Source organism: Stenotrophomonas sp. Y-13 (assembly GCF_046267925.1).
GTDB classification, from domain to species: Bacteria; Pseudomonadota; Gammaproteobacteria; order Xanthomonadales; family Xanthomonadaceae; genus Stenotrophomonas; species Stenotrophomonas acidaminiphila_A.
Genome location: NZ_CP176501.1, coordinates 3,520,368 through 3,545,469, shown reverse-complemented (window position 1 = coordinate 3,545,469; position 25,102 = coordinate 3,520,368). Strand labels below are relative to the sequence as shown.

The 25,102-nt window shown below is 71.6% G+C and carries 18 protein-coding genes; 14 read left to right on the top strand and 4 right to left on the bottom strand.

Annotated elements, in window-relative coordinates; all coding sequences use genetic code 11:
- Positions 1-112: 112 nt before the first annotated feature.
- On the top strand, positions 113-1,534 hold the full coding sequence (locus ACJ7VY_RS16040; RefSeq protein WP_409476050.1) for a sensor histidine kinase: 1,422 nt from the start codon (positions 113-115) through the stop codon (positions 1,532-1,534).
- A 75-nt stretch (positions 1,535-1,609) separates the two neighbouring features.
- On the top strand, positions 1,610-5,032 hold the full coding sequence (locus ACJ7VY_RS16035; protein ID WP_409476049.1) for a NahK/ErcS family hybrid sensor histidine kinase/response regulator: 3,423 nt from the start codon (positions 1,610-1,612) through the stop codon (positions 5,030-5,032).
- Between the two features lie 576 nt (positions 5,033-5,608).
- Here the strand turns inward: ACJ7VY_RS16035 and ACJ7VY_RS16030 are convergent.
- A complete protein-coding gene (locus ACJ7VY_RS16030; protein ID WP_409476048.1) occupies positions 5,609-6,190 on the bottom strand; it encodes a manganese efflux pump MntP family protein in 582 nt (193 codons plus the stop codon).
- Between the two features lie 361 nt (positions 6,191-6,551).
- Here ACJ7VY_RS16030 and ACJ7VY_RS16025 point away from each other — a divergent pair, with 361 nt between their 5' ends.
- Positions 6,552-9,020, top strand: coding sequence for a methyl-accepting chemotaxis protein (locus tag ACJ7VY_RS16025; RefSeq protein WP_409476047.1), 2,469 nt, complete (start codon positions 6,552-6,554; stop codon positions 9,018-9,020).
- Between the two features lie 50 nt (positions 9,021-9,070).
- Here ACJ7VY_RS16025 and ACJ7VY_RS16020 read toward each other — a convergent pair whose 3' ends face one another.
- Positions 9,071-9,736 (bottom strand): response regulator transcription factor, encoded by a 666-nt coding sequence (locus tag ACJ7VY_RS16020; RefSeq protein WP_054668422.1) that lies wholly within the window; start codon positions 9,734-9,736, stop codon positions 9,071-9,073.
- A 162-nt stretch (positions 9,737-9,898) separates the two neighbouring features.
- On the bottom strand, positions 9,899-11,842 hold the full coding sequence (gene acs, locus ACJ7VY_RS16015; RefSeq protein ID WP_313231994.1) for an acetate--CoA ligase: 1,944 nt from the start codon (positions 11,840-11,842) through the stop codon (positions 9,899-9,901).
- A gap of 240 nt (positions 11,843-12,082) precedes the next feature.
- On the opposite strand from acs, the gene ACJ7VY_RS16010 reads away from it, so the two are divergent.
- The 4 genes from ACJ7VY_RS16010 to bla all read left to right on the top strand — a co-directional run bounded on the left by ACJ7VY_RS16010 (position 12,083) and on the right by bla (position 16,870).
- Positions 12,083-13,513, top strand: a complete 1,431-nt coding sequence (locus ACJ7VY_RS16010) for a DcaP family trimeric outer membrane transporter (protein ID WP_409476046.1) — start codon at positions 12,083-12,085, stop codon at positions 13,511-13,513.
- Between the two features lie 142 nt (positions 13,514-13,655).
- Positions 13,656-13,973: a DUF485 domain-containing protein gene (locus tag ACJ7VY_RS16005; protein WP_104939961.1), complete on the top strand. Its 318-nt coding sequence runs from the start codon at positions 13,656-13,658 to the stop codon at positions 13,971-13,973.
- Positions 13,970-15,691 carry a cation acetate symporter gene (locus ACJ7VY_RS16000; protein ID WP_313255917.1) on the top strand — a complete coding sequence of 574 codons (1,722 nt, stop codon included), beginning with the start codon at positions 13,970-13,972 and terminating at the stop codon, positions 15,689-15,691. Before ACJ7VY_RS16005 ends, ACJ7VY_RS16000 begins: the two co-directional genes overlap by 4 nt.
- 138 nt (positions 15,692-15,829) lie before the next feature.
- The gene (bla, locus tag ACJ7VY_RS15995; RefSeq protein WP_312344917.1) at positions 15,830-16,870 is read left to right on the top strand and encodes a class A beta-lactamase; all 1,041 of its coding nucleotides are present in this window, start codon (positions 15,830-15,832) and stop codon (positions 16,868-16,870) included.
- 13 nt (positions 16,871-16,883) lie between these two features.
- Here the strand turns inward: bla and ACJ7VY_RS15990 are convergent, their stop codons facing one another.
- Positions 16,884-17,639 (bottom strand): AraC family transcriptional regulator, encoded by a 756-nt coding sequence (locus ACJ7VY_RS15990; protein ID WP_104939958.1) that lies wholly within the window; start codon positions 17,637-17,639, stop codon positions 16,884-16,886.
- A 162-nt stretch (positions 17,640-17,801) separates the two neighbouring features.
- On the opposite strand from ACJ7VY_RS15990, the gene ACJ7VY_RS15985 reads away from it, so the two are divergent.
- Genes ACJ7VY_RS15985 through ACJ7VY_RS15955 form a run of 7 tightly spaced genes read left to right on the top strand, consistent with a single transcriptional unit; the run spans position 17,802 to position 25,096 of the window.
- Positions 17,802-18,746, top strand: coding sequence for a proline racemase family protein (locus ACJ7VY_RS15985; RefSeq protein WP_409476045.1), 945 nt, complete (start codon positions 17,802-17,804; stop codon positions 18,744-18,746).
- Positions 18,719-19,861: an NAD(P)/FAD-dependent oxidoreductase gene (locus ACJ7VY_RS15980; RefSeq protein WP_409476832.1), complete on the top strand. Its 1,143-nt coding sequence runs from the start codon at positions 18,719-18,721 to the stop codon at positions 19,859-19,861. The genes ACJ7VY_RS15985 and ACJ7VY_RS15980 overlap by 28 nt, the downstream gene beginning before the upstream one ends.
- Entirely contained in the window at positions 19,858-20,100 is a 243-nt protein-coding gene (locus tag ACJ7VY_RS15975) for a (2Fe-2S)-binding protein (RefSeq protein WP_293758963.1), read from the top strand. Before ACJ7VY_RS15980 ends, ACJ7VY_RS15975 begins: the two co-directional genes overlap by 4 nt.
- Positions 20,097-21,401: an FAD-dependent oxidoreductase gene (locus tag ACJ7VY_RS15970; RefSeq protein WP_409476044.1), complete on the top strand. Its 1,305-nt coding sequence runs from the start codon at positions 20,097-20,099 to the stop codon at positions 21,399-21,401. The genes ACJ7VY_RS15975 and ACJ7VY_RS15970 overlap by 4 nt, the downstream gene beginning before the upstream one ends.
- Positions 21,398-22,300 carry a dihydrodipicolinate synthase family protein gene (locus ACJ7VY_RS15965; protein ID WP_409476043.1) on the top strand — a complete coding sequence of 301 codons (903 nt, stop codon included), beginning with the start codon at positions 21,398-21,400 and terminating at the stop codon, positions 22,298-22,300. Before ACJ7VY_RS15970 ends, ACJ7VY_RS15965 begins: the two co-directional genes overlap by 4 nt.
- Position 22,301: 1 nt before the next feature.
- Complete coding sequence (locus tag ACJ7VY_RS15960; protein ID WP_409476042.1) at positions 22,302-23,894, top strand: aldehyde dehydrogenase family protein; 1,593 nt, start codon at positions 22,302-22,304, stop codon at positions 23,892-23,894.
- A complete protein-coding gene (locus ACJ7VY_RS15955; protein ID WP_409476041.1) occupies positions 23,891-25,096 on the top strand; it encodes a M24 family metallopeptidase in 1,206 nt (401 codons plus the stop codon). The genes ACJ7VY_RS15960 and ACJ7VY_RS15955 overlap by 4 nt, the downstream gene beginning before the upstream one ends.
- The last annotated feature ends 6 nt before the right edge of the window (positions 25,097-25,102 follow it).

Genomic DNA, 25,102 nt, shown 5'->3' with positions numbered 1-25,102 from the left:
ATCCGGCGCCGCGTCCGCGCCGCGCCGGCCCATTGCCGCCGGCGGGCCCGTAATATGGCGGCGACCCATCCATTTGCCGCGTGGCCGCCCGCCGCGCCGGGGATTCCGCCCGATGCTTTCCCGCACTACCCGGCCCGGGGATCCGGCCGAGTCATCCCGGCGCATGCGTGCCAGCGACGCGCCGCGCGCGCCGGCGGTGGTCGACGCCACCGAGGCACGCGCCATGGCCATGCTGTTGCGCCTGCTGCTGGCCGTGGCCGGCTACCAGTTGCTGCTCCTGCTGTGGGAGGGGCCGGCGGCCGGCGCGCTGCCGCGGGTGCTGGGCGTGGCCGGCATGCTCACCTGCCTGGTTTCGCTGGAACTGCTGCGGCGCCGGCGCCTGCACCTGTCGGCAATGGCCTTCGTGGTGCTCAACCTGGTGCTGACCTCGGTGGCCTACGGTTACTGGGGCCTGCGCGCGCAGATGCACGGGCAACTGCTGCAGCTGCTGCCGGTACTGCTGGCCGGTGCGCTGCTGGGGCGTCGCGCGCTGTGGCTGGCGACTGCCTGGCTGGGCGCGCTGCTGGCGCTGGGCGCGTGGCAGGACGCGGCCGCCGGCTTCTACCTGCCCTCGCGCGTGGAGCTGGTGCTGCGCGACCTGGCGCTGTCCGGCTTCGGCACGGTGGTGGTCGCCTTCGTCCTGGACCAGTCGCTGTCCGCGCTGCGCCACAACCTGCGCATCGCCCAGCGCCGCGGCGCCGACCTGGCGCGCAAGCGCGACGCGCTGCAGCTGGAGATGCAGGAAAAGGAACGCTCGCGCGAGCAGCTGGTGCATGCGCTGAAGATCGAGAACGTGGGCCGGCTGGCCAGCGGCGTGGCGCATGATTTCAACCATCTGCTGGCGCTGATCATGGGCTACGCCGGCAAGGGCCGCCGCAGCGACGATCCGGCCGAGCTGAAGGCGGCGCTGCAGGGCGTGGAGTCGGCGGCGCGGCGCGCCGGCGCGGTGACCCGCCGGCTGCTGGACTTCAGCCGCCAGGACGTGGCCCGGCCGCAGCTGCTGGACGCGGCCCCGACCATCGCCACGATGGAGCCGATGCTGCGCCAGTTGTTCGACGCGCGCACGGTGTTCGAACTGGATACCGGCCGGGTGCAGTGCCAGATCCATTTCGATCCGGCGCAGCTGGAACTGGTGCTGTTGAGCCTGGCCGCCAATGCCCAGCAGGCGATGCCCGACGGCGGCACCTTCCGGCTGGCGCTGTGCTGCCCGGAGCCGGGCAACGAACTGCGCATCGAAGTGAGCGACAGTGGCCATGGCATGAGCGAGGAAGTGCGGCAGCGCTGCATGGAGCCGTTCTTCACCACCAAGCCCAGCGGCCAGGGCACCGGCCTGGGCCTGGCGGTGGCCGGCAACCTGGTCGCCGCGGCCGACGGCCGCATCGAAGTGGACAGTGCCCCGGGCGAAGGCACCCGGTTCCACCTGTACCTGCCGGCGCGGCCGCTGCCCGCCGGGCCGGTGCCCGCGGCCGGGGGCGGCGAAGCGCTGCCCTGCTGACCGGCGCCGGGTGGCCGCCGCGGCGCGGGCCTGGCAGCGGCTACACTGCGGCACGGCCCGTCCGGAAACTCGTCCTTGGTCTCAAGCTGGATCCTGCTGCTGGTCTCGCTCGGCTATGCCGCGCTGCTGTTCGGCGTGGCGTGGTGGGGCGACCATCGGCCGATGTATCCGGACCGGCCATGGCTGCGGCCGGTGGTCTACAGCCTGGCACTGGCGGTGTACTGCTCGTCGTGGACCTTCTACGGCGCGGTCGGCACCGCGGTGCGCTATGGCATCGGCTACCTGCCGATCTACCTGGGGCCGCTGCTGCTGCTGCTGTTCGGCTGGCGCATCATCGAGCGGCTGGCGCTGATCGCGCGCAGCGAGAACGTGGTCTCCATCGCCGATTTCATCTCCTCCCGCTATGGCCGTTCGCGGCGCCTGGCCGCGCTGGTGGCGGTGATCGCGCTGATCGGCGTGGTGCCGTACCTGGCGCTGCAGTACAAGGCGGTGGCGATGAGCCTGCAGGTGCTCACCGGCGACAGCGGCGGTGGCGGCGTGCTCACCGATCCGGCGCTGTACGTGGCGCTGCTGATGGCACTGTTCGCCACCCTGTTCGGCACCCGCCAGGTGGACGCCACCGAACACCACCACGGCATGATGCTGGCCATCGCGCTGGAGTCGATGATCAAGCTGCTGGCGATGGTGGCGGTCGGGGTGTTCGCCTACGTCTGGCTGTCCGACCGCGGCACCGCGGTGGTGGCCTCGGCGCGGACCCTGTTCGAAGGCACGCCGCCGGTCGGTTTCGTCTCGCAGACCCTGCTCAGCTTCCTGGCGCTGATCTGCCTGCCGCGCCAGTTCCACGTGGCGGTGGTGGAGTGCGGCGACGTCGGCGACGTGCGCCGCGCGCGCTGGCTGTTCGGTGGCTACCTGGTGCTGATCTCGCTGATGATCGTGCCGATCGCGGTGGCCGGCAACGCGCTGCTCGGCAGCGGCGGAGTGGTCGACGACGCGCTGGTGCTGGCGCTGCCGATGAGCACCGGCAACACCGCGCTGGCGCTGGTGGCCTATGTCGGCGGCTTCTCGGCGGCCACCGGCATGGTGATCGTGTCCTCGATCGCGCTGGCGACGATGATCAGCAACGACCTGGTGATGCCGCTGCTGCTGCGCCGCAGCGGCGACCACCGCGAGGCCGCCGACGTCGCCTCGCGGGTGCTGTGGATCCGCCGCCTGGCGATCCTGCTGCTGGCGCTGGTGGCGTACGGCTATTACCGCGGCAGCAACAACGACACCATGCTCGCCACTTACGGGCTGATGGCCTTCGCCGCGGTGGCGCAGTTCGCGCCGGGCCTGATCGGCGGGCTGTACTGGCGCGGCGCCAGCCGCCGCGGCGTCGGCGCCGGCATGGCGGTGGGCTTCGCGCTGTGGGTCTACACGCTGCTGCTGCCGGCGCTCAGCCACGGTGGCTGGCTCGACGTGGCGCTGGTCGAGCACGGCCCGTTCGGCATCGACTGGCTGCGCCCGGAACAGCTGTTCGGCCTGCGCGGCTGGGACCCGCTGACCCATGGCACCTTCTGGTCGCTGCTGCTCAATGCCGCGACCATGCTGCTGGTGTCGATGCGCTGGCGCCCGGGGGTGGCCGAACGGCTGCGCGTGGCGCCGTTCCTGGAGCCGTATGCGCGGCGCCCGGCGGTGGCCGGCGACTGGCCGGCGCACGTCAAGGTGCGCGACCTGCTGGCGCTGGCCACGCGCGTGGTCGGCGACGTGCGTGCGCGGCGCGCCTTCGTCGAGCAGGCGCAGGCGCTGCAGCGCGAGTTCCAGCCGGCCGCCGCCGCCGACCGCGCCTGGGTGCAGTTCACCGAACGCCTGCTGGCCGCGTCGATCGGCGCCGCCTCCGCGCGCCTGCTGCTGACCAGCCTGCTGCGCGGCTCGGGCATGGACCTGGGCGAAGTGGTCGCGGTGCTGGACGAGGCCGGGCAGGAGCTGCGCTTCAACCGCGAGATCCTGTCGACCACGCTGGAGAACATCAGCGCCGGGGTCAGCGTGGTCGATCCGGACATGCGCCTGACCGCGTGGAACCGCCGCTACCAGCAGATGTTCGGCTACCCCGACGGCATGCTCTACGTGGGCCGCCCGGTCGCCGACCTGATCCGCTACAACGCCGAGCGCGGCGAACTGGGCGAAGGCGACATCGAGGTGCAGATCAACCGCCGCATCGGCCACATGCGCGCCGGCACGCCACACGTGTTCGAGCGCACCGGCGCCGACGGCAAGGTGATCGAACTGCGCGGCCAGGCCCTGCCCGGCGGCGGCTACGTCACCAGCTACAACGACATCAGCGACTTCAAGCGCGCCGAGCAGGCGCTGCTGGAGGCCAACGAGACCCTGGAACAGCGCGTGGCCGAGCGCTCGCAGGCGGCCGAGGCGGCGCAGCAGTCCAAGACCCGCTTCCTGGCCGCGATCAGCCACGACGTGCTGCAGCCACTGAACGCCGCGCGGCTGTTCGCCTCGGCGCTGCGCGACGGCCTGCACGAGAACGACGAACAACGCCATCTCGCCGAGCGCGTGGATGCCTCGCTGCGCGCGGCCGAGGAGCTGCTCGACGGCCTGCTCGACGTGTCGCGGTTGGATGCCGGCGGGCTGCGCCCGACCCTCACCGATTTCGATGCCGCGGTGCTGGTGCGCGAGCTGGCCGCGCAATACACCCCGGTGGCGGCCGGGCGCGGGCTGCGGCTGCACGTGTTCGCGCGCCCGGCGTGGGTGCGCAGCGACCGCCGGCTGCTGCGCCGGGTGCTGCAGAACTTCATGGCCAACGCGCTGCGCTACACGCGCAGCGGGCGCATCGTGCTGGCATTGCGGGTGCGCGGTGGCCAGGTCGAGCTGCAGGTGTGGGATACCGGCCCGGGCATTCCCGAGCACCACATGCAGCAGATCTTCAACGAGTTCCACCGCTACCAGCAGCCGTTCGACTGGGGCGAGCAGGGGCTGGGCCTGGGCCTGTCGATCTGCCAGCGCATTTCGCGCCTGCTGGGCCATGGCCTGGATGCGCGCAGCCAGCCCGGCCGCGGCAGCATGTTCTCCATCACCCTGCCGCGGGTGCCGACCCCGGCGGTGGCGCCACCGCCACGCGCCATGCCGGGGTTCGGCGGCGACGAGGCGCTGGCCGGGCTGCGCGTGCTGTGCGTGGACAACGACCAGGAAATCCTCGACGGCATGCGCGCGCTGCTCGGCCGCTGGAAGGTGGAAGTGATCGCTGCCAGCACCGTGGACATCGCGCTGCAGAAGATCGCCGAGCACCCCGACGTGATGCTGGTGGACTACCACCTGCATGACCGCATGGACGGGCTCGACGCGCTGGTTGCACTGCGCGCCGCCGCCGGCCGGCCGCTGCCCGGCGCGCTGCTCACCGCCGACGGCCGCGACGAGTTGAAGCGGATGGCGCGCGAGCGCGGCTACCGGGTGCTGACCAAGCCGGTGAAGCCGGCCTCGCTGCGCGCCTTCCTGACCGCCTGGCGGTAGGGCCTCGTGGAAGCCGGTTGCGCCGGCGATTGCCGGCCGCACCGCTTCATGTAGATGCGCTGCTTGCCGCGCATGGGGTCTCACCGGGAAAGCCCGTGCGGGGCGAGCCCCGCACCTACGTGGAGCTTCGTTGCTGCCCGGCGGTAGAACCTCGTCGGCGCCGGGCGAACCGGTGATTGCCGGCCGCGCCGCTCCGCGTAGATGCGCTGCTTGCCGCGCATGGGGCCTCACCGGGAAAGCCCGTGCGGGGCGAGCCCCGCACCTACGTGGAGCTTCGTCGTTGCCCGGCGGTAGAACCTCGTCGGCGCCGGGCGAGCCGGCGATTGCCGGCCGCACCGTTTGCGTAGATGCGCCGCTTGCCGCGCATGCGGCCTCACCGGGATAGCCCGTGCGGGGCGAGCCCCGCACCTACGTGGTTCCTCGCCGCCTGATGGTAGAGGCCCGTGGGCGCCGGCCGCACCGCTCCGCGTAGATGCGGGGCTTGCCCCGCATGCGGCCGCTCCGCGTAGATGCGCTGCTTGCCGCGCATGGGGCTTCACCGGGAAACCCGTGCGGGGTGAGCCCCGCACCTGCGTGTCAGGCCGCGCCGTGCAGGTGTTCGTACAGGATGCTGGCGCCGATGACGATCAGGATCACGCCGCCGACGATCTCGGCGCGCTTGCCGACCAGCGCGCCGAGCACGCGCCCGAGCATGATGCCCAGGGTCACCATGACCAGCGTGCACAGGCCGATGACCAGCGCCACCACGCCGATATGCACGTCCAGGAAGGCCAGGCTCACGCCGACCGCGGCCGCGTCGATGCTGGTGGCCAGGCCGGTGGCGGCCAGCGTCAAGAAGCGGTGGTGGCGGTTGTCGCCGGCGTCCTGGGTTTCCTCCTCGGCATCTGGGCGCAGCCCGGCCACGATCATGTGCACGCCCAGCGCGCCGAGCAGGACGAAGGCGATCCAGTGGTCGAACGCTTCCACGTACTGCGAGGTGGCGCGGCCCAGCAACCAGCCCAGCAGCGGGGTGATGGCTTCGATCACGCCGAAGATCAGGCCGGCGCGCAGTGCGTCGGGCAGGCGCGGCCGGCGCATCGCCGCCCCCTTGCCGATCGCGGCGGCGAAGGCGTCGGTGGACATGGCGAAGCCGATCAGGAGGATGGAAAGTGGGGACATCGGGTTTTCCTGGCCGGGCGGACACGGACGGCACGCGGCGCGCCCGACCTGACGTTGCGCTCGCATGCCGTTGGTCTCGCCAACCGTGGAACCGGTCGCACGCGCCACGACGCAATGGTCGAGTGTGTTGACGCGTGCGCTTCCAGACGCTGGAAGCAGGCTACTCCCCAAGGGAGCGCGGATTCTAGCACGCCGCCGTGGCGCCCGCGGCCCTCGCCTGCGGCCGCTGACATGCGCCTGTCATCAGGCGCTGGCCTCATTGCGCCGCGCGCCGCCCGCGGCGCGCCTGCGTTCGCCGGACGTCCTAAAGAAAGCGCGGCAGCGGCCGATCCAGAGGCGTTCCCACGCCCGGAGTCGTGCAATGAAGTTCCCGCTTGGAATCGCCCAGAAGCTGCGGTTGAGCCTGTTGGCCCTGGTGGTCGGCCTGGCCGTCATCGGTTCAGCCTATGCCTGGCTCAGCGCCGGCACCCGTGCCGCCGACCAGCGCCTGCAACGCTACCAGCAGGACGCGGCGCGGCTGGAGAACCTGGCGCGTGCCTTCGCCGAAGCGCGGCGCGCGCAGGCCGAGTATGCCATGTCGTTCTCGACCACCGCCGGGCAGGCGTTCGGCAAGGCGCGTGCGCAGCTGGGCCAGGCATTGGCGCCGGTGCCTGGCGCCGAACCGTGGCCGCCCGGGCTGGCCACCGCGCTGCAGGCCTACCTGGAATCGGCGCGGCTGCTGGACGAGCGCATCGGCGAGCTCGGCCACGATGCCGACAGCGGCATGCAGGGCGAACTGCGCGCCGCGGTGCATACCGTGGAGAACCTGATCGGCGAATACCGCGAACCGGAGCTGCAGGTGTCGATGCTGAGCATGCGCCGCCACGAGAAGGACTTCATCCTGCGCCGCGACCAGAAGTACGCCGACGAACTGGGCGCCGAAGCGATGCCGTTCGAACTGCTGCTGCAGCGCGCGCGCATGCCCGAGCCGGTGCGCGCGCAGGTGCGCGAGGCGATGCAGCGCTACCAGGGGGCATTCCTGTCCTATGCGGCGGCGCGCTTCGGCGTGGACAGCGAGACCCAGGCGCTGGACGACTATGCCGCGCAGGTGGACCCGGTGATCCTGCGCCTGCAGCGCGACCAGCGCAGCGCGCTGCAGGCGCAGCAGGCCGGGCAGGCCGCCGCGCGCAACTGGATGAACGCCGCCTTCGCCGCCACCGTGCTGATCGTCGGCGCGCTGCTGGTGACGCTGCTGGTGCTGCTGCTGCGTGCCATCGACCGGCCGCTGGCCGCGGCCGCGGCGTTCGCCGGGGCGATTGCCGACGACCACCTGGACGGCACCCTGGTGGTGCGCAACCGGCATGACGAGATCGGCCGCCTCGCCACCGCGCTGATGCAGATGCAGGCCAGCCTGCGCGAACGCATCGCCAGCGAACGCGTGGCCGCGCTGGCCAACCAGCGCGTGCGCCAGGCGCTGGACGTGGCGCGCGCCGCGGTACTGGTCACCGATGGCGACGGACGCGTGGTGTACGCCAACGATGCCCTGCGCCAGACCTTCGCCGAGGCGGGCGTCGATGCCGCGGTGGATACCGGCGCCGACGTGGCTGCACTCGGCACCGAGGTGGCCGCGGTGCTGGCGCGGGCCCGCGGGGAGGGCGCTACGGTCGATGCCGAAGTCGAGCTGGGCAACACCGGCTTCCTGCTGCGCGCCAGCCCGGTGCTGGAACAGGCGCGGGTGCTGGGGCTGGTGATGGAATGGCAGGACCGGCGCCTGGAGCGGGTGATCGCCCACGAAGTCGCGGCGGTCGTGGCCGCGGCCGCGGCCGGCGACCTGCAAGGGCGCATCGAACTGGCCGACAAGCAGGGCTTCGTGCGCGAGCTGGCCGGGCGCATCAACGCGCTGCTGGACAGCGTGCAGACCCAGGTCGGCGATGCCACGCGGGTGATCGGCCACTTCGCCCGTGGCGACCTGAGCGCGCGCATGCGCGACGATGGCGACGGCATCTACGCGCGGCTGCGGCAGGGGCTGGAGGTGGCGATGCGCCAGGTCGGGGCCATTGTCTCCAGCATCCAGCAGTCGGCCGGCAGCGTGCAGTCGGCTGTGGCCGACATGGCCAGCGGCACCCGCGAACTGTCCGCGCAGGTCCAGCAGCAGGTCGACGACGTGCACGACGCGCTGCAGCGCGTGCGCTCGGTGGCCGGGGAGGCACGCGAGAACGCCGACAGCGCGCGCCACAGCGCCGAGATCTCCGAAGCCGCGAGCGTGGCCGCCGAACGCGGACGCGAGGCCACCACCGCCGCGGTGGCCGGCATGGAGCGGCTGCGCGCGTCCTCGCGCCATATCCGCGAGATCGTCGCCACGGTCGACAGCCTGTCGTTCCAGACCAACCTGCTGGCGCTCAACGCGGCGGTGGAAGCTGCGCGCGCCGGCAGCCATGGCCGCGGCTTCGCGGTGGTCGCCAGCGAAGTGCGGCAGCTGGCGCAGCGCTCGGCCGCGGCGTCGCAGCAGATCCGCGCGCTGGTGGATGCCTCGCTGCAGCAGGTCGAGGCCGGCGCCCATCTGGTCGACAGCAGCGGCGAGGCGATGCAGGACATCGGCGGCCGCGTGCAGCAGGTGGTGGTGGCGATGGCGCGCATCGACGCGGCGTCGGCGCGCCAGGTCAGCGCGGTGGACGACGTCGAGCGGCTGCTGCGGCGCATCGGCGACGGCACCCGCCAGAGCGGCAACGTCGCCCGTGCGTCCTCGCAGGCGGCGTTGGCCATGCACGAGCAGGCGCAGGAGCTGGCGGCGGCGGCGGAAACCTTCGTGGTGGACGGCGCCGCCGCGCCGCGGCTTTCGCCGGCGGCCTGACCGTGGACGCGACGGCGGGGCGGCGGCGTGCCGCCCCGGCATGGCGTGGCTCAGTCTTCTTCCGGCGGCAGCACGATGCTGTCGTCGTCGATGGCCAGCTTGCCGGCCATCAGCACCGCCTGGGTGCGGTTGGTGACGCCGAGCTTGCGCAGGATCGCGGTGACGTGCGCCTTGATCGTGGCCTCGGACACGTTCAGGTCGTAGGCGATCTGCTTGTTGAGGCGCCCGGCGCCGAGCATCTGCAGCACCCGGAACTGCTGCGGGGTGAGTTCGCGCAGGCGCTGGCCGACCTCGCGTTCCTCGTGGTCGGTGGGCGGCACGTTGTGCGCCTCGGCCGGTGCCCAGCGCTCGCCGTCGAGGATGGTGCCAAGGGCATGGCCGATGGTGTCCGAATCGGCCGACTTGGGGATGAAGCCGAACGCGCCATGGTCGAGCGCGCGGCGCATCACCGTCGGTTCCTCGCGCGCGGACACCACCACGATCGGCAACTGCGGGTGCAGCGAGCGCAGGTGCACCAGCGCGTTGAACCCCTGCGCGCCTGGCATGTTCAGGTCCATCAGCACCAGATCGGCATCGGGATGCTGCTCGGCCAGCGCATACAGCGCCTCGACGCTGTCGGCCTCCAGCAGCTGCACCCCGGGAATGACCCGCTGCACCGCGCCGCGCAGCGCTTCGCGGAACAGCGGGTGGTCATCGGCGATCAGCAGGGTAGGCATTGGAGCAGGAGTGGCTGAAGAGGAGTGAGGAGTGAGGAGTGAGAGAAGGCAAAAACAAAAGCCGGTCTGCTTGCGGGGAGAGGTTGGGAAAAGGGCGGAGTGAGAAGCGGGCAATCAAACCACTGCTGCTTTCTCTCACTCCTCTTCACTCATCTCCTGGCCTCACCGAACCTTGCGCTCTTCCACCAGCGACGCCACCACCGAGGGGTCGGCCAGGGTCGAGGTGTCGCCGAGCTGGTCCGGCGCATTTTCGGCGATCTTGCGCAGGATGCGGCGCATGATCTTGCCCGAGCGGGTCTTGGGCAGCCCCGGCGCCCACTGCAGGTGGTCCGGTGCGGCGATCGGGCCGATCTCCTTGCGCACCCACGCCACCAGTTCCTTGAGCAGCTCGTCGGTCTGCGCCTCGCCGGCCACCAGGGTGACGTAGGCGTAGATGCCCTGGCCCTTGATGTCGTGCGGGAAGCCCACCACCGCGGCCTCGGCCACCTTCGGGTGGCTGACCAGCGCGCTTTCCACTTCGGCGGTGCCGATGCGGTGGCCAGAGACGTTGATCACGTCGTCGACGCGGCCGGTGATCCAGTAATAGCCGTCCTCGTCGCGGCGGCAGCCGTCACCGGTGAAGTAGCTGCCCGGGTAGGTGCGGAAATAGGTGTCGATGAAGCGCTGGTGGTCGCCGTAGACGGTGCGCATCTGCCCCGGCCACGAGTCGCGGATGATCAGGTTGCCTTCGGTGGCGCCTTCCTGGATCTCGCCGTCGGCGTTGACCAGCGCCGGCTGCACGCCGAAGAACGGCAGGGTCGCCGAGCCGGGCTTGAGGTCCACCGCGCCGGGCAGCGGCGCAATCAGGATGCCGCCGGTCTCGGTCTGCCACCAGGTGTCCACGATCGGGCAGCGCGCGTCGCCGACCACGTCGTGGTACCAGCGCCAGGCTTCGGGGTTGATCGGCTCGCCGACGCTGCCGAGCAGGCGCAGGCTCCTGCGCGAGGTGCGCTTGACCGGCGCCTCGCCGTCGCGCATCAGCGCGCGGATCGCGGTGGGCGCGGTGTAGAAGATCGTGACCTGGTGCTTGTCGATCACCTGCCAGAAGCGCGAGGTGTCGGGGTAGTTCGGCACGCCCTCGAACATCACCGAGGTGGCGCCGTTGGCCAGCGGGCCGTAGACGATGTAGCTGTGGCCGGTGACCCAGCCGACGTCGGCGGTGCACCAGTAGACGTCGTCCTCGCGCAGGTCGAACACCGCCTCGTGGGTGTAGGCGGCGAACAGCAGGTAACCGCCGCTGGTATGCAGCACGCCCTTCGGCTTGCCGGTGGAACCGGAGGTGTAGAGGATGAACAGCGGGTCCTCGGCGTTCATGCGTTCCGGCTCGCACTGCGCCGGCTGGGTGTCCACCACGTCATGGAACCAGCGGTCGCGCGGCGCCTGCATGTCCACCGCCGCACCGGTATGGCGCACCACCAGCACGGTTTCCACGGTGTGGGTGCCGGGCAGCTTCAGCGCGGCGTCGACGTTGGCCTTCAGCGGCACCTTGCGGCCGCCGCGCAGGCCTTCGTCGGCGGTGATGATCAGCTTGCTGCCGCAGTCGCCGACGCGGTCGGCGATGGAATTGGCGGCGAAGCCGCCGAACACCACCGAGTGGATCGCGCCGATGCGCGCGCAGGCCAGCATCGCCACCGCGGCGTCGACGATCATCGGCAGGTAGATGGTGACGCGGTCGCCCTTGCCGACGCCGAGGTTGCGCAGCGCGTTGCCGAGCCTGCACACGCGTTCGTGCAGCTCGCGGTAGGTGACCTTCTGCGCCGGCATGTCCGGGCTGTCCGGCTCGAACAGCAGCGCGGTCTTGTCGCCGCGGGTGGCCAGCTGGCGGTCCAGGCAGTTCACGCTGACGTTGAGTTCGCCGTCCTCGAACCACTTGATGCGGAAATCATCCAGCTGGTAGCTGACGTTCTTGATCCGGGTGGGCTTGGTGAACCAGTCCAGGCGCTCGGCGGCCCTGGCCCAGAACGCATCGGGGTTTTCCACCGATTCGCGGTACTGCTGCTGGTACGTGGTCTTGTCGATCCGCGCCCGGGCGGCGAACGCGGGATCGACGGGATAGAGATCAGCCATGGCAATACCCTCACCTTTGCACTTGTAACCAATGGGGGAGCCGCATCTGCGACGCGGCCGCGACCTCCCAAGTGTGCCGCATCACCCCAGTCGCGCGCTGCCCCCCGGCTTAGACGATGGTCGAATACCCGCACGCTTTCGACTAATGGCGAATAGCCGCCCGCGGTGAACGCCGCGCACCCTGCCGTGGACCGTGCGACCGACGCGGCCGTCAACGCCAGCCGGAGAGAGGCAGACCTGATGAACAGACACGTGTTGAAACGCGCGGACCGCGCGTTCCCCGCCACGACGATGGTGCGCCGGCCACTTGCCGCCGCGTTGTTCGTGGCGCTGCTGGCGCCGGGCATGGCCCTGGCCGGCACGGCGAAGGAGAAGGCGCTGGAAGCGCGCGTCGCCGAACTCGAGCGCCAGGTGCAGCTGCTGCTCTCCACCCAGCAGCAACAGCAGGGCGCGATCGCCCAGGCCCAGGGCGATGTGCAGCAGGTGCGCGCCGAACAGGCGGCGGCCGCCGCCGCACCGGCCAGGCCCGCGGTGCCGGCCGGCAAGCAGCCGATCCAGGTGACCAGCATCACCCCGGGCGCCACGCCGGGCACCACCTTCAAGTTCGGCGGCTTCATCAAGGCCGACTTCCTGGCCACCCGCACCGGCGACGGCCAGCTTGCCGACGACGCCACCGGCCGTTCGCTGTACCTGCCGGGGCAGACCCCGGTGCATGGCGCCGGCGGTTCGGGCAAGGCCTCGGGCGTGGACTACAACGCCCACGCCAAGTTCTCGCGCTTCAACCTGGGCGTGGACCACGTCGCCGAGAACGGCGACAAGGCCGGCGCGCTGGTGGAGATGGACTTCTTCGGCAACGCGCTGGGCAACCAGACCGCGACCAACACCTATGGCGTCACCCTGCGCCATGCCTACATGTACTGGAACAACTGGCTGGCCGGCCAGACCTGGTCCAACTTCATGGACGCGGCCTCCATTCCCGAGGCGGTGGACTTCGTCGGCCCGACCGACGGCGTGATCTTCGTGCGCCAGGCACAGGTGCGCTACACCCGGGGCGGCTTCAGCGCCGCGCTGGAGAACCCGGAAACCACGCTGGTCGGCGCCACCAGCTCCGACCGCGGCTCGCTGCCCGACCTGACCGTGCGCTACGGCTGGAAGGGCGACTGGGGCACCTTCGGCGTGGCCGGCCTGCTGCGCCAGCTGAAGGTGGACAGCCAAGCCACCGGCGCCCACGCCACCGCCACCGGCGGCGGCCTGACCGTGGGCGGCAAATGGGTGATGGGCGGCAGCGATTCGCTGCACTACCAACTCACCGGCGGCCAGGGCATCGCCCGCTACATCGGCCTGGGCATCACCGGCGACAGCGCCTGGGACGCGGTGCGCGACGAACTCGACCCGACCGGGGTGATCGCCGGCTACGTCGGCTGGCGCCACGCCTTCACCCCTAAGCTGCGCACCAACCTGATCTACGCGCGCAGCGACTACGACAACGATGCCTCGCTCACCGGCGCGCTGGTGACCAAGAGCGTGCAGTCGATCCGCGGCAACGTGTTCTACACGCCCATGCCCAAGGTCGATATCGGCGCCGAGCTGATGTACGGCGTGCGCGAGATCGAGAACGGCCGCAAGGGCGACATCAGCCGCGTGCAGTTCACCACCAAGTACAGCTTCTGAGTCCGGCAGCGGCGTCGCCACGGCGCCGCTGCCACCGCGGTAAACGCAGTCCCCTTCTCCCTACCCCCACGGGGAGCACTCATGCCCGCACCGGCGCGCAGCGCACGCCGGGGCCCGTATTCCCGAAATCTGGAGAATCCCGATGAATGCTTCCGTCGATCCCCGTGTTGAGCGGATCGCCTCCCACCCGGCCTACCGGCGGCTGCGACAATCGCGCAACCGCCTGGGCTGGATCCTCACCGTGCTGATGCTGCTGGCCTACTACGGCTACATCGGCCTGATCGCCTTCGACAAGGCGTTCCTCGCCACCCCGCTGGGCGCGGGCCGCATCACCACCATCGGCATCCCGATCGCGCTGGGGCTGATGGTGTTCACCATCCTCATCACCGGCTTCTACGTACGCCGCGCCAACAAGGAGTTCGACCAGTTGACCCAGCAGATCGTGGAGGACGCGCAATGACCCGTCCGTTCCTGCGCCCGGCCGCGCTCATCGCCCTGCTGGCCGCCAGTGGCGCGGCCCTGGCGGCCGGTGGCGACATCGGCCAGACCGTGCGCCAGCCCACCAACTGGACGGCGATCGTGATGTTCGCCGCGTTCGTGCTGGCGACCCTGGGCATCACCAAGTGGGCCGCCGCGCGCACCCGCTCAGCGTCCGATTTCTACACCGCCGGCGGCGGCATCACCGGCTTCCAGAACGGCCTGGCGATCGCCGGCGACTACATGTCGGCGGCTTCGTTCCTGGGCATCACCGCGGCGGTGATGGCCAACGGCTACGACGGCCTGATCTACGCCATCGGCTTCCTGGTCGGCTGGCCGATCCTGACCTTCCTGATGGCCGAACGGCTGCGCAACCTCGGCCGCTTCACCTTCGCCGACGTCGCCGGCTACCGCTTCGCGCAGAAGCCGATCCGGCTGTTCGCCGCCTCCGGCACGCTGGTGGTGGTGCTGTTCTACCTGATCGCGCAGATGGTCGGCGCCGGCGCGCTGATCAAGCTGCTGTTCGGCCTGGACTACTGGATCGCGGTCGTGCTGGTGGGCGTGCTGATGATGGTCTACGTGCTGTTCGGCGGCATGACCGCCACCACCTGGGTGCAGATCATCAAGGCCTGCCTGCTGCTGTCCGGGGTGACCTTCATGGCGCTGATGGTGATGTGGCAGTTCGGCTTCAGCTTCGAGAAGCTGTTCGCCACCGCGGTGCAGGTCAAGACCCAGATCGCCGCCAATGGCGGCAAGAGCGCGGAAGAGGCCGCCGCGGCCGGCCTGTCGATCATGGGCCCGGGCGGGTTCGTCAAGGATCCGATCTCGGCAATCTCCTTCGGCATGGCGCTGATGTTCGGCACCGCCGGCCTGCCGCACATCCTGATGCGCTTCTTCACCGTTCCCGACGCCAAGCAGGCGCGCAAGTCGGTGTTCTGGGCCACCACCTGGATCGGCTACTTCTACATCCTGATCTTCATCATCGGCTTCGGCGCCATCGCCCTGGTGCTGACCAACCCGGCCTACGCCGACCCGGTCACCGGCACCATCCAGGGCGGGCCGAACATGGCCGCGGTGCTGGTCGGCAAGGCGGTGGGCGGCAACCTGTTCATGGGCTTCATCTCGGCCGTCGCGTTCGCCACCATCCTGGCGGTGGTGGCCGGGCTGACGCTGTCCGGTGCCTCGGCGGTGTCGCACGACCTGTACGCCACGGTGATCATGAAGGGCAGGCCGCCGGCCGGCACCGAACTGCGCGTGTCGCGCGCCACCACCCTGGTGCTGGGCGTGGTCGCGGTACTGCTGGGCATCGCCTTCGAGAAGCAGAACGTGGCCTTCATGGTGTCGCTGGCGTTCGCCATCGCCGCCTCGGCCAACTTCCCGGTGCTGATCCTGTCGCTGCTGTGGAAGGACTGCACCACCCGCGGTGCGGTGATCGGTGGCTTCCTCGGGCTGGCCTCGTCGCTGCTGCTGACCCTGCTGTCGCCGTCGGTGTGGGTCGACACGCTGGGCAACCCGGCCGGCAGCGCGCCGTTCCCGTACACCAGCCCGGCGCTGTTCTCGATGACCATCGCCTTCGTCGGCATCTGGCTGTTCTCGGTGCTGGACAACAGCGCGCGGGCCAAGGCCGAACGCGCCGCATACCCGGCGCAGCAGGTGCGTGCCGAGACCGGCGTGGGCGCCAGCCGGGCCGCCGATCACTGATCGCGGCCTGGCAGCAGCCACGACGAAGGCCGCCCGCGACGGGCGGCCTTCGTCGTTTGCGGGGGTGCCCCCTGGATCGGCCGTGCCGTTACCATGCCGGTCGCACTCCCGCATCCGTTCCATGCCAGAGGATCTTCCATGACCGTCCGCGTCCGTCGTTCCCCGCACCCGCGCCTGCAGGCGTCCCTGCTGGCCTCTGCCCTGCTGCTGGGCAGCCTGTGCGCCCTGCCGACGGTAGCCATGGCACGGCAGGCGCCGCCGCAGCCGCTCGCGCTGCAGGCCGAGGCCGAGCGCCTGGCGGCGCAGCTGCCGGGCGACGTCGGCGTGGCGCTGGTGCATCTGCAAAGCGGTCGCGCGGTCTATCTCAACGCCGACCAGCCGCTGCCGATGGCCAGCACCATGAAGGTGCCGGTGGCCGTGCACATCCTCAAGCTGGTCGACGAGGGCAAGCTGGGCCTGCAGCAGCAGGTACTGCTGGGCCCTGACGACATCTACCCCGACATGGGCGGGCCGATGGACACCCATCTCAGCGCCGGTTCGGCCATCACCATCCGCGACCTGCTGCACATGATGATCACGGTCAGCGACAACAACGCCACCGACATCCTGGTCCGCACCGGCGGCGGCCCCGAGGCAGTGCAGCAGCGCATGCGCGCGCTGGGTGTCGAGGGCCTGCGCGTGGACCGCTACATCTGGGAACTGCTGGCCAACTACTACGGCGACGCCGCCTCGCACGCGCAGCCGCTGGGCCCGGCCGCCTATGGCGAGCTGTCGCGCAGCGAACGCAGCGAGGCGCAGCGGCGAACCAACATGGACGCCTGGAACGCCGACCCGCGCGACACCAGCAGTGCCCGCGCCATGGCGCAGCTGCTGCAGCGCACCTGGAAGGGCGAGATCCTGTCGCCGCAATCGACCCGGGTGCTGCAGCAGATCATGCTCGACACCCGCACCGGCAGCGCGCGCCTGCGCGGCATGCTGCCCAGCGGCACGCCGGTGGCGCACAAGACCGGCACCGTCGGCGATGTGATCAACGACGTCGGCGTGATCGAGCTGCCGAACGGCCGCGGCCAGGTGGTGGCCGCGGTGTTCATCCGATCGCGCGCCTCCACCGAAGCCCGCGACGCCGCCATCGCGCAGCTGGCGCGCGCCGCGCACGACTACTTCCTGTTCGTGCCCTGAGCGGCGGTCCGCGCTAGCCGCGCCGGCGCAGCGGCTCGACCGCGTCAGCCGCCTCGCCGCCGTCGAACACGTCCTCCAGGTTGCGGTACTCGCTGGGCGTCATGCCGACGGTGGCCTTGAACTGGCGCGCGAACGCGCTCTGGTCGCTGAAGCCGCAGCGCTGGCCGATGCCGGCGATGCTGCCGGGCTCGCGCAGCAGGCGCATGGCCATCTCGATGCGCAGCTTGATCAGGTACTGCTGCGGGGTGAGCTGGAACACGTGGCGGAAATGCCGTTCCAGCTGTGCCAGCGACATGCCGGCCAGCTCCGCCAGCTGCGGCGCGCGCAGGTTGGATTCGAAATGTTCCTGCATGTGCGCCACCACCCGGTCGAGCTGGGCGAAGGCCGAGTGGCGGCTGTTGGGCCGGCCGAGATCGCGGGAAACGCCCATCAGCCCGCAGATCACGCCATCGCGGAACAGGGGCCGCTTGACGGTCAGGCACCAGCCGGGGCGGCGGTTCGGATACAGGTGCACTTCCAGGCGGTCGGCGATGGGATCGCCGGCCAGCACCTGCCGGTCCTGCAGCAGGTAGCGGTTGCCCAGCGGCGCTGGGAACACTTCCAGCGGCGAGCGGCCGATGACCTCGCCGCGCTTCCTGCGGCCCAGCCGCTGCACCAGGGTGAGGTTGCAGTGCGTGTAGCGCCCCTCGCGGTCCTTCACGAAGAACACGGTATCCGGCAGCGCATCGAACAGGTGCTGTACTTCGCTTGAGGAATGCTGGGCGTCCATGGGCGTCGTCTTCGCGTTGGCGGTCGTCGGCGTGGCGTGCGGCCGATGCTAGCGCATGCTTCCACGCCGTGGCGCGGCGTTCATGGGGTTGTGCCGAATTCCGCATGAGGGTGCCGAATGCACTGCTATTCGGCCCTGCGGCCGCGGTGGGAGCATGTCCGCATGCACCGGATAGACATCATCGATTCGCATACCGCCGGCGAGCCCACCCGGGTCGTGCTCGGCGGCTTTCCCGACCTTGGCGGCGGCAGCCTGCGCCAGCGCCGCGAGCGCCTGGCCAGGGAATTCGACCATTGGCGCGCGGCGCTGGCCTGCGAGCCGCGCGGCTCGGACACCATGGTGGGCGCGCTGCTGCTGCCACCGGAAGATCCGTCGGCGTGCACCGCGGTGATCTTCTTCAACAACGTCGGCTGCCTGGGCATGTGCGGCCACGGCACCATCGGCGTGGTGCGCACCCTGGCCGAGCTGGGCCGTATCCAGCCCGGACGGCACCGCATCGAGACACCGGTGGGCATGGTCGGCGTGGAACTGTTCGACGATGGCCGCGTGGCGGTGGACAACGTGGAGAGCTGGCGCCACCTGCACGATGTGGCGGTGGACGTGCCCGGCCACGGCGTGGTGCGCGGCGACGTGGCCTGGGGCGGCAACTGGTTCTTCATCACCACGCAGGCGCCGTGCGTGCTGACCCTGGCCAACCAGCGCGAGCTGTCCGCCTATACCGAAGCGATCCGCCTGGCGCTGGAGCGCGACGGCATCACCGGCGCCGATGGCGCCATCGACCATGTCGAGGTCAATGCGGCCGCGCCCGACGGCAGCGGCGCCGCGCGCAACTTCGTGCTGTGCCCGGGCCTGGCCTACGACCGTTCGCCCTGCGGCACCGGCACCAGCGCCAAGCTGGCCTGCCTGGCCGCCGACGGCAAGCTGGCCGAAGGCGCGAGCTGGGTGCAGCAGGGCATCCTCGGCAGCGCGTTCGAGGCGTCGTACCGGCGGGGCGCGCGCGGCATCCTGCCGCGGATCATCGGCCAGGCCTGGATCACCGCCCGCGCGACCCTGCTGATCGATGATGCCGATCCGTTCGCCTGGGGCATCGGCAGCCAGGCGCCGTGAGCGGAATCAGCCGCCACGATCTGATCGTCATCGGCGCCGGCATCGTCGGTGCCGCCTGCGCCGAAGCCGCGGTCGCCGCGGGGCTGCGCGTGGCGGTGGTCGAACGCGGCGCCATCGGCGGCGGCGCCAGTGCCGCCGCGATGGGCCACCTGGTGGCGATGGATGGCGACCCGCACGAACTGGCGCTGTGCGTGTACTCGCTGCAGCTGTGGCAGCGCTGGGCACCGTGGCCGGAGAGCGAACACCAGCGCTGCGGCACGCTGTGGGTGGCGCGCGAGGAAGCGGAACTGCAAGGCGTCGCCGCGCGCGTGGAAGCGTTGGCGGCTGTGGGGGTACATGCGGAGGCGCTCGACGCACGCGGGGTGCAGGCGTTGGAACCCGCGCTCGCCAGCGGCATGAAGGGCGGCATGTGCGTGCCTGACGACGCGGTGGTGTACCCGCCGCGCGTGGCCTGGCGCCTGATCGACGCGGCACGCGTGGGTGGTGCGCAGCTGTTCATCGGCGCGCGCGCCGAACGCCTGGTCGACGGCGGCGTGCGCCTGGCCGACGGCCGCGAGCTGCGGGGGCCGGTGCTGGTGGCCACCGGCGTGGCCGTGCCGGAACTGCTGCCGGAACTGCCGATGCGCCCGCGCAAGGGCCAGCTGGTGATCACCGAGCGCCATCGGCCGCTGCTGCGCCACCAGCTGATCGAAATGGGCTACGCCGCCGCCGCGCATGCTGCGGACGCGGCCAGCGTGTCGTTCAACGTGCAGCCGCGGCCCAACGGCCAGCTGCTGATCGGTTCCTCGCGCGAGTACGACGCCACCGGCACGGAGATCTCGCTGCCGCTGCTGCGGCGCATGCTGCAGCGGGCCATCGGCTTCGTGCCGGCGCTGCGCGAGGTGCGCGCGCTGCGCAGCTGGTGCGGCTTCCGCCCGGCCACCGCTGATGGCCTGCCGTATCTTGGCCCGGTGCCGGGCCGCCGCGACGTGTGGGTGGCCGCGGGCCATGAGGGCCTGGGCATCACCGCGGCGCCGGGCAGCGCGCGGCTGGTGGTCGACGCCCTGCTCGGGCGCGCGCCGGCCCTGGCGCTGGCGCCGTACCTGCCGGAACGCGCGCTGCGGGGCAACACATGAACAGCATCATCCTGAGCGTCGATGGCGTGCCGGTGGAAGTGCCCGATGGCGCCAGCGTGGCCGCCGCGGTCGCGCATCGCGGGCCGATCTTCCGCCGTTCGCCCAGTGGCCAGCCGCGCGCGCCGCTGTGCGGCATGGGCGTGTGTTTCGAATGCCGGGTCCGCATCGACGGCGTGGCCCAGCTGCGCGCCTGCATGGTGCTGGCGCGCGCGGGCATGCGCGTGGAGACGCAGTCATGAAGCAGCGGCGTTTCGACCTGCTGGTGGTGGGCGCGGGGCCGGCCGGCCTGGCCGCCGCGCATGCCGCCGCCCGGCGCGGGGCGAAGGTCGGGCTGGTGGACGCGCAGCCGCGCGCCGGCGGCCAGGTCTGGCGGCACGACCTGCGCTTCGGCGCGCCGGCGGTGGCGCGCGCGCAGATCGAGCGTCTCGGCGCTGCCGGCATCGAATGGCTGCCCGGGCATGAAGTGGTCCTGGCCGACGACCATGCCGTGGTCGCCGACCATGCCGACGGTGCGGTGGTGTTGCACTGGCGCAAGCTGGTGATCGCCACCGGCGCGCGCGAACTGATGCTGCCGTTCCCCGGCTGGACGCTGCCCGGCGTGACCGGTGCCGGCGGCCTGCAGGCGCTGGCCAAGCAGGGCTGGCCGCTGGCCGGCAAGCGCGTGGTAGTGGCCGGTACCGGCCCGCTGCTGCTGGCGGCCGCAGTGACGCTACGCCGCCATGGCGCGCGCGTGCTCGGCATTCACGAACAGGCGCGCAGGAGCACGCTGTATGCGTTCGCGCGGCGGCTGTGGCGCTGGCCGGCGCGGCTGGTGCAGGCGGTGGAGCTGCGCGCGCGCCTGGCCGGCGTGCCGTGGCACGCCGGCAGCACGGTGCTGGCCGCGCAGGGCGATGACCGGCTGCGTGCGGTCGAGGTGGACCGCGGCCACGGCCGCGAATGGATCGAATGCGAACAGCTGGCGGTCGGCTGGGGGCTGGTGCCGAACGTCGAACTGGCACGGCTGCTGGGCTGCGCGCTGGACAGCGCGGCCGTGCATCCGGCCGTGCGCGTCGATGCGTGCCTGCGCAGCAGCCAGGCCGACATCCACGCCGCCGGCGAGGCCCTGGGCGTCGGCGGACGCGACTGCGCGCGCATCGAAGGCGCGATGGCGGCCTGCTTCGCGCTCGGTGACGAGCGTGGCGGCGAAGCCCTGCGTGCGCGCCGCGACCGCGAGCGTGCCTATGCAACCCTGCTGCACGAACATTTCGCGCCCGATGCGCGCGCCCGCGCGCTGGCGACGCCGGACACGCTGGCCTGCCGCTGCGAGGACGTATCGATGTCCGCGGTGGCCGCGCATGCCGATCCGCGCCAGCTGCGGCTGGTCACGCGTTGCGGCATGGGCGCCTGCCAGGGCCGCGTCTGCGGTGCCGCGCTGCGCGAACTGCGGCTGGCCTCGCCCTCGTTCTCCCCCACTGCCGTGCGGCCGCCGCTGACTCCGGTCGCGCTGGCCGCACTGGCCGATGTTCCTTCCGACGAACCCGAACAAGGTAAAGAAAGATGAGCAATGCAGGTTTCTGGCGCGGCGTGCTGCCGGCCATCACCACGCCCTTCACCGCCAGCGGCGCGGTCGACCACGCTTTCCTGGCCGAGCACGCCAAACGCATGCTCGCCGCCGGCTGCAGCGGCATCGTGCCGCTGGGCTCGCTGGGCGAGAGCGCCACGCTCAGCTTCGAGGAGAAGATCGCCATCGTGCGCACCCTGGTCGCGGCCGTGGAAGGGCGCGTGCCGGTGGTGGCCGGCATCGCCGCGCTGTCCACCGACGAGGGCGTGGCGCTGGTGCAGGCGGTCAAGGCCGCCGGCGCCGGCGGCGTGATGGTGCTGCCGCCCTACGTGTACTCCAGCGACGCGCACGAGATGGGTACCTACATCCGCACCATCCTCGCCGCCACCGATCTGCCGGTGCTGTTGTACAACAACCCCATCGCCTACCGCACCGACTTCAGCCCGGCGCAGATCGCGCAGTTCGCCGCCGAGTTCCCGCACGTGCAGGCGGTCAAGGAATCCTCCGGCGACGTGCGCCGCCTGGCCGCGATCCGCGAGCTGATCGGCGACCGCCTGGTGCTGCTGGTCGGCGTCGACGACCTGATCGTCGAAGGCATCGCGATGGGTGCCGAAGGCTGGATCGCCGGCACTGTCAACGCCTTCCCGGAAGAAGCGGTACAGCTGTTCGAGCAGGCACGCAGCGGCGGCTACGCGGCCGCACGCGAGCTGTACGAATGGTCGCTGCCGCTGCTGCGCATGGATACGGTTCCCAAGTTCGTGCAGTTGATCAAGCTGATGCAGGCCCGCGTCGGCCTGGGCAGCGAGCGCGTGCGCGGACCGCGGCTGGTGGTGGAGGGCGTGGAGCGCGAACAGGCGTTGGCGCTGATCGACCACGCCATCGCCACCCGGAAGCGCTGAGGTGGAGACGCTCGCGCCCGTGTTCATCAGCGGCCGCTGGCGGAGCGCGGGGGACTGCACCGGCAGCTTCCACGCGTTCGATCCGGCCAGCGGACAGGCCATCGGGCCGGCATTCCCGCGCAGCGGCGCGGCCGACGTGGAACAGGCGCTGGCCGCGGCCAGCGCCGCCGCGCCGGTGCTGGCCGCCACCGACCCGGAACGCATCGCCGCCTTTCTCGACGCCTACGCCGCTGCGTTGGAGGCCGACGCCGACAGGCTGGTGCAGCTGGCGCAGGCGGAAACCGGGCTGCCGGCCGTGCCGCGGCTGCGCGGCAACGAACTGCCGCGCACCTGCGACCAGTTGCGCCAGGCCGCCGCCGCCGCCCGCGGCCGCAGCTGGACGCAGCCGGTGATCGACACCGCCGCCGGCCTGCGCGCGCACCACGCGCCACTGGGCAAGCCGGTGCTGGTGTTCGGGCCGAACAACTTTCCGTTCGCCTTCAATGCCGTGTCCGGCGGCGACTTCGCCGCCGCCATCGCCGCGCGCAATCCGGTGATCGCCAAGGCGCATCCCGCGCATCCGGCCACCAGCCAGTGCCTGGCCGGCCACGCGCAGCGCGCCGCCGAGGCCGCCGGCCTGCCGCCGGCCACGGTGCAGCTGCTGTACGACGTCGAGCCGGCGCTGGGCCTGGCGCTGGCCGGCGACGCGCGGCTGGGCGCGGTCGCCTTCACCGGCAGCCGCACGGCGGGCCTGGCCCTCAAGCAGGCCGCCGACGCCGCCGGCATTCCTTTCTTCGGCGAGTTGTCCAGCCTCAATCCGGTGTTCCTGCTGCCTGGTGCGCTGGCCGAGCGCGGGCCGGCACTGGCCGAGGAGTTCAGTAGCTCGTGCCTGCTTGGCAGCGGCCAGTTCTGTACCAACCCGGGGCTGGTGATCGTGCCGGAAGGCGCGGCCGGCGATGCCTTCGTCGCCGACGTGCAGGCGCGCTTCGCCGCGACCGCACCGCTGCTGCTGCTGTCGCACGGCGTGCTGGCCTCGCTGCGGCAGGCGATCGCCGTGCTGCGCGACGCGGGCGCGCGGCTGCTGTGCGGTGGCGAGGCGGGCGATGCCGGATTCCGCCATGCACCCACGCTGTTGATGGTACGCGCGGAGCAGTTCCTCGCCGATCCGCGGCGCTTCCAGTCCGAGGCCTTCGGGCCGTGCAGCCTGCTGGTGCGCGTGGCCGGTGCCGCGCAGATGCAGGCCATCGCCGCGACCCTGGAGGGCCAGCTCACCGCCACGCTGTACCGCGCCACCGATGGCCGCGACGATGCCGCGTGGCAGCCGCTCGCCGCCACGCTGCGGCCGCGCGTGGGCCGGCTGATCGCCGACCGCATGCCCACCGGCGTGCGGGTCAGCCCGGCGCAGCAGCACGGCGGTCCGTTCCCGGCTTCGACCCAGCCCGGCTTCACCGCGGTCGGCCTGCCGGCGGCGATCCTGCGTTTCACCGCGCTGCAGGCATACGACAATGTGCCCGATGCGCTGCTGCCGCCCGAACTGCGCGACCGCAACCCGGGTGGCCTGCCGCGCTGGATCGACCAGCACTGCACCACCACGGATATCGGAGCCACGCCATGACCACGCAGATCGGACACCTCACCCTGGAACAGGCGCGCGCGCAGCTGGCGCCGTGGCCGCACCGCGCCGCGCCCATCAGCGACGCCGAGCACGCGCAGCGGCTGGAACGCGCGCGCGGGCTGATGCGCGCGCAGGGCGTGGACGCGCTGCTGGTCACCGCCGGCACCTCGCTGCGCTGGTTCGCCGGCGTGCCGTGGGGCGGCAGCGAGCGGCTGGTGGCGATGCTGCTTACCCTGCAAGGCGAGCCATTGATGGTCTGCCCGGTGTTCGAGGAAGGCTCGCTGGACGCGGTGCTGCGCATCCACGCCGGCAAGCGCCTGTGGGAAGAACACGAGGACCCGCATGCATGGGTGGCGCAGGCCATGGCCGAGCGCGGCGCGCGCACGCTGGCACTGGACCCGGAAGCGCCGTACCGCGTGCAGGTGGGCCTGGCCGCGCATCTCGGCGCGGCTGCCATCACCTCGGCCGCGGCGATCATCGACGGCTGCCGCATGTGCAAGTCCCCGGCCGAACTGGCGCTGATGCAGCAGGCCTGCGACATGACCCTGCAGGTGCAGCGGCTGGCCGCCGGCATCGCCCGCGAGGGCATCGGCACCGACGAACTGGTGCGCTTCATCGACGAGGCCCATCGCGCGCTCGGCGCCGATGGCGGCTCGACCTTCTGCATCGTGCAGTTCGGCCATGCCACCGCCTTCCCGCACGGCATTCCCGGCGTGCAGCACCTGCGCCGCGGCGAACTGGTGCTGATCGACACCGGCTGCAGCGTGCAGGGCTATAACTCCGACGTCACCCGCACCTGGATCTTCGGCCAGGCCGATGCCGAGCAACGGCGCATCTGGGACCTGGAGCGCGCCGCGCAGCAGGCCGCGTTCGACGCGGTGCGTCCCGGCGTGACCTGCGAGGCGGTGGACCAGGCCGCGCGCGACGTGCTGGAAGCGGCCGGGCTCGGGCCGGACTACCGCCTGCCCGGCCTGCCGCACCGCACCGGCCACGGCTGCGGGCTGGCGATACACGAGGCGCCGTACCTGGTGCGCGGCAATCGCCTGCCGCTGGCACCGGGCATGTGCTGCAGCAACGAACCGATGATCGTGGTGCCGGGCCGGTTCGGCGTGCGCCTGGAAGACCACTTCCATGTCACCGCCGACGGCGCGCAGTGGTTCACGCCGCCGTCGGTGGCCATCGACCAGCCGTTCGCCGATTGACGCCAG

Bases quoted from the DNA above. Each gene is read 5' to 3' on its own strand.
- bla (WP_312344917.1), top strand. From the start codon at position 15,830: ATGACCGTCCGCGTCCGTCGTTCCCCGCACCCGCGCCTGCAGGCGTCC.
- ACJ7VY_RS15965 (WP_409476043.1), top strand. From the start codon at position 21,398: ATGAGCAATGCAGGTTTCTGGCGCGGCGTGCTGCCGGCCATCACCACG.
- ACJ7VY_RS16025 (WP_409476047.1), top strand. From the start codon at position 6,552: ATGAAGTTCCCGCTTGGAATCGCCCAGAAGCTGCGGTTGAGCCTGTTG.
- ACJ7VY_RS15990 (WP_104939958.1), bottom strand. From the start codon at position 17,639: ATGGACGCCCAGCATTCCTCAAGCGAAGTACAGCACCTGTTCGATGCG.
- ACJ7VY_RS16040 (WP_409476050.1), top strand. From the start codon at position 113: ATGCTTTCCCGCACTACCCGGCCCGGGGATCCGGCCGAGTCATCCCGG.
- ACJ7VY_RS16020 (WP_054668422.1), bottom strand. From the start codon at position 9,736: ATGCCTACCCTGCTGATCGCCGATGACCACCCGCTGTTCCGCGAAGCG.
- ACJ7VY_RS16000 (WP_313255917.1), top strand. From the start codon at position 13,970: ATGACCCGTCCGTTCCTGCGCCCGGCCGCGCTCATCGCCCTGCTGGCC.
- ACJ7VY_RS16005 (WP_104939961.1), top strand. From the start codon at position 13,656: ATGAATGCTTCCGTCGATCCCCGTGTTGAGCGGATCGCCTCCCACCCG.
- ACJ7VY_RS15955 (WP_409476041.1), top strand. From the start codon at position 23,891: ATGACCACGCAGATCGGACACCTCACCCTGGAACAGGCGCGCGCGCAG.
- ACJ7VY_RS16030 (WP_409476048.1), bottom strand. From the start codon at position 6,190: ATGTCCCCACTTTCCATCCTCCTGATCGGCTTCGCCATGTCCACCGAC.
- acs (WP_313231994.1), bottom strand. From the start codon at position 11,842: ATGGCTGATCTCTATCCCGTCGATCCCGCGTTCGCCGCCCGGGCGCGG.
- ACJ7VY_RS16010 (WP_409476046.1), top strand. From the start codon at position 12,083: ATGAACAGACACGTGTTGAAACGCGCGGACCGCGCGTTCCCCGCCACG.
- ACJ7VY_RS15975 (WP_293758963.1), top strand. From the start codon at position 19,858: ATGAACAGCATCATCCTGAGCGTCGATGGCGTGCCGGTGGAAGTGCCC.
- ACJ7VY_RS15985 (WP_409476045.1), top strand. From the start codon at position 17,802: ATGCACCGGATAGACATCATCGATTCGCATACCGCCGGCGAGCCCACC.
- ACJ7VY_RS15970 (WP_409476044.1), top strand. From the start codon at position 20,097: ATGAAGCAGCGGCGTTTCGACCTGCTGGTGGTGGGCGCGGGGCCGGCC.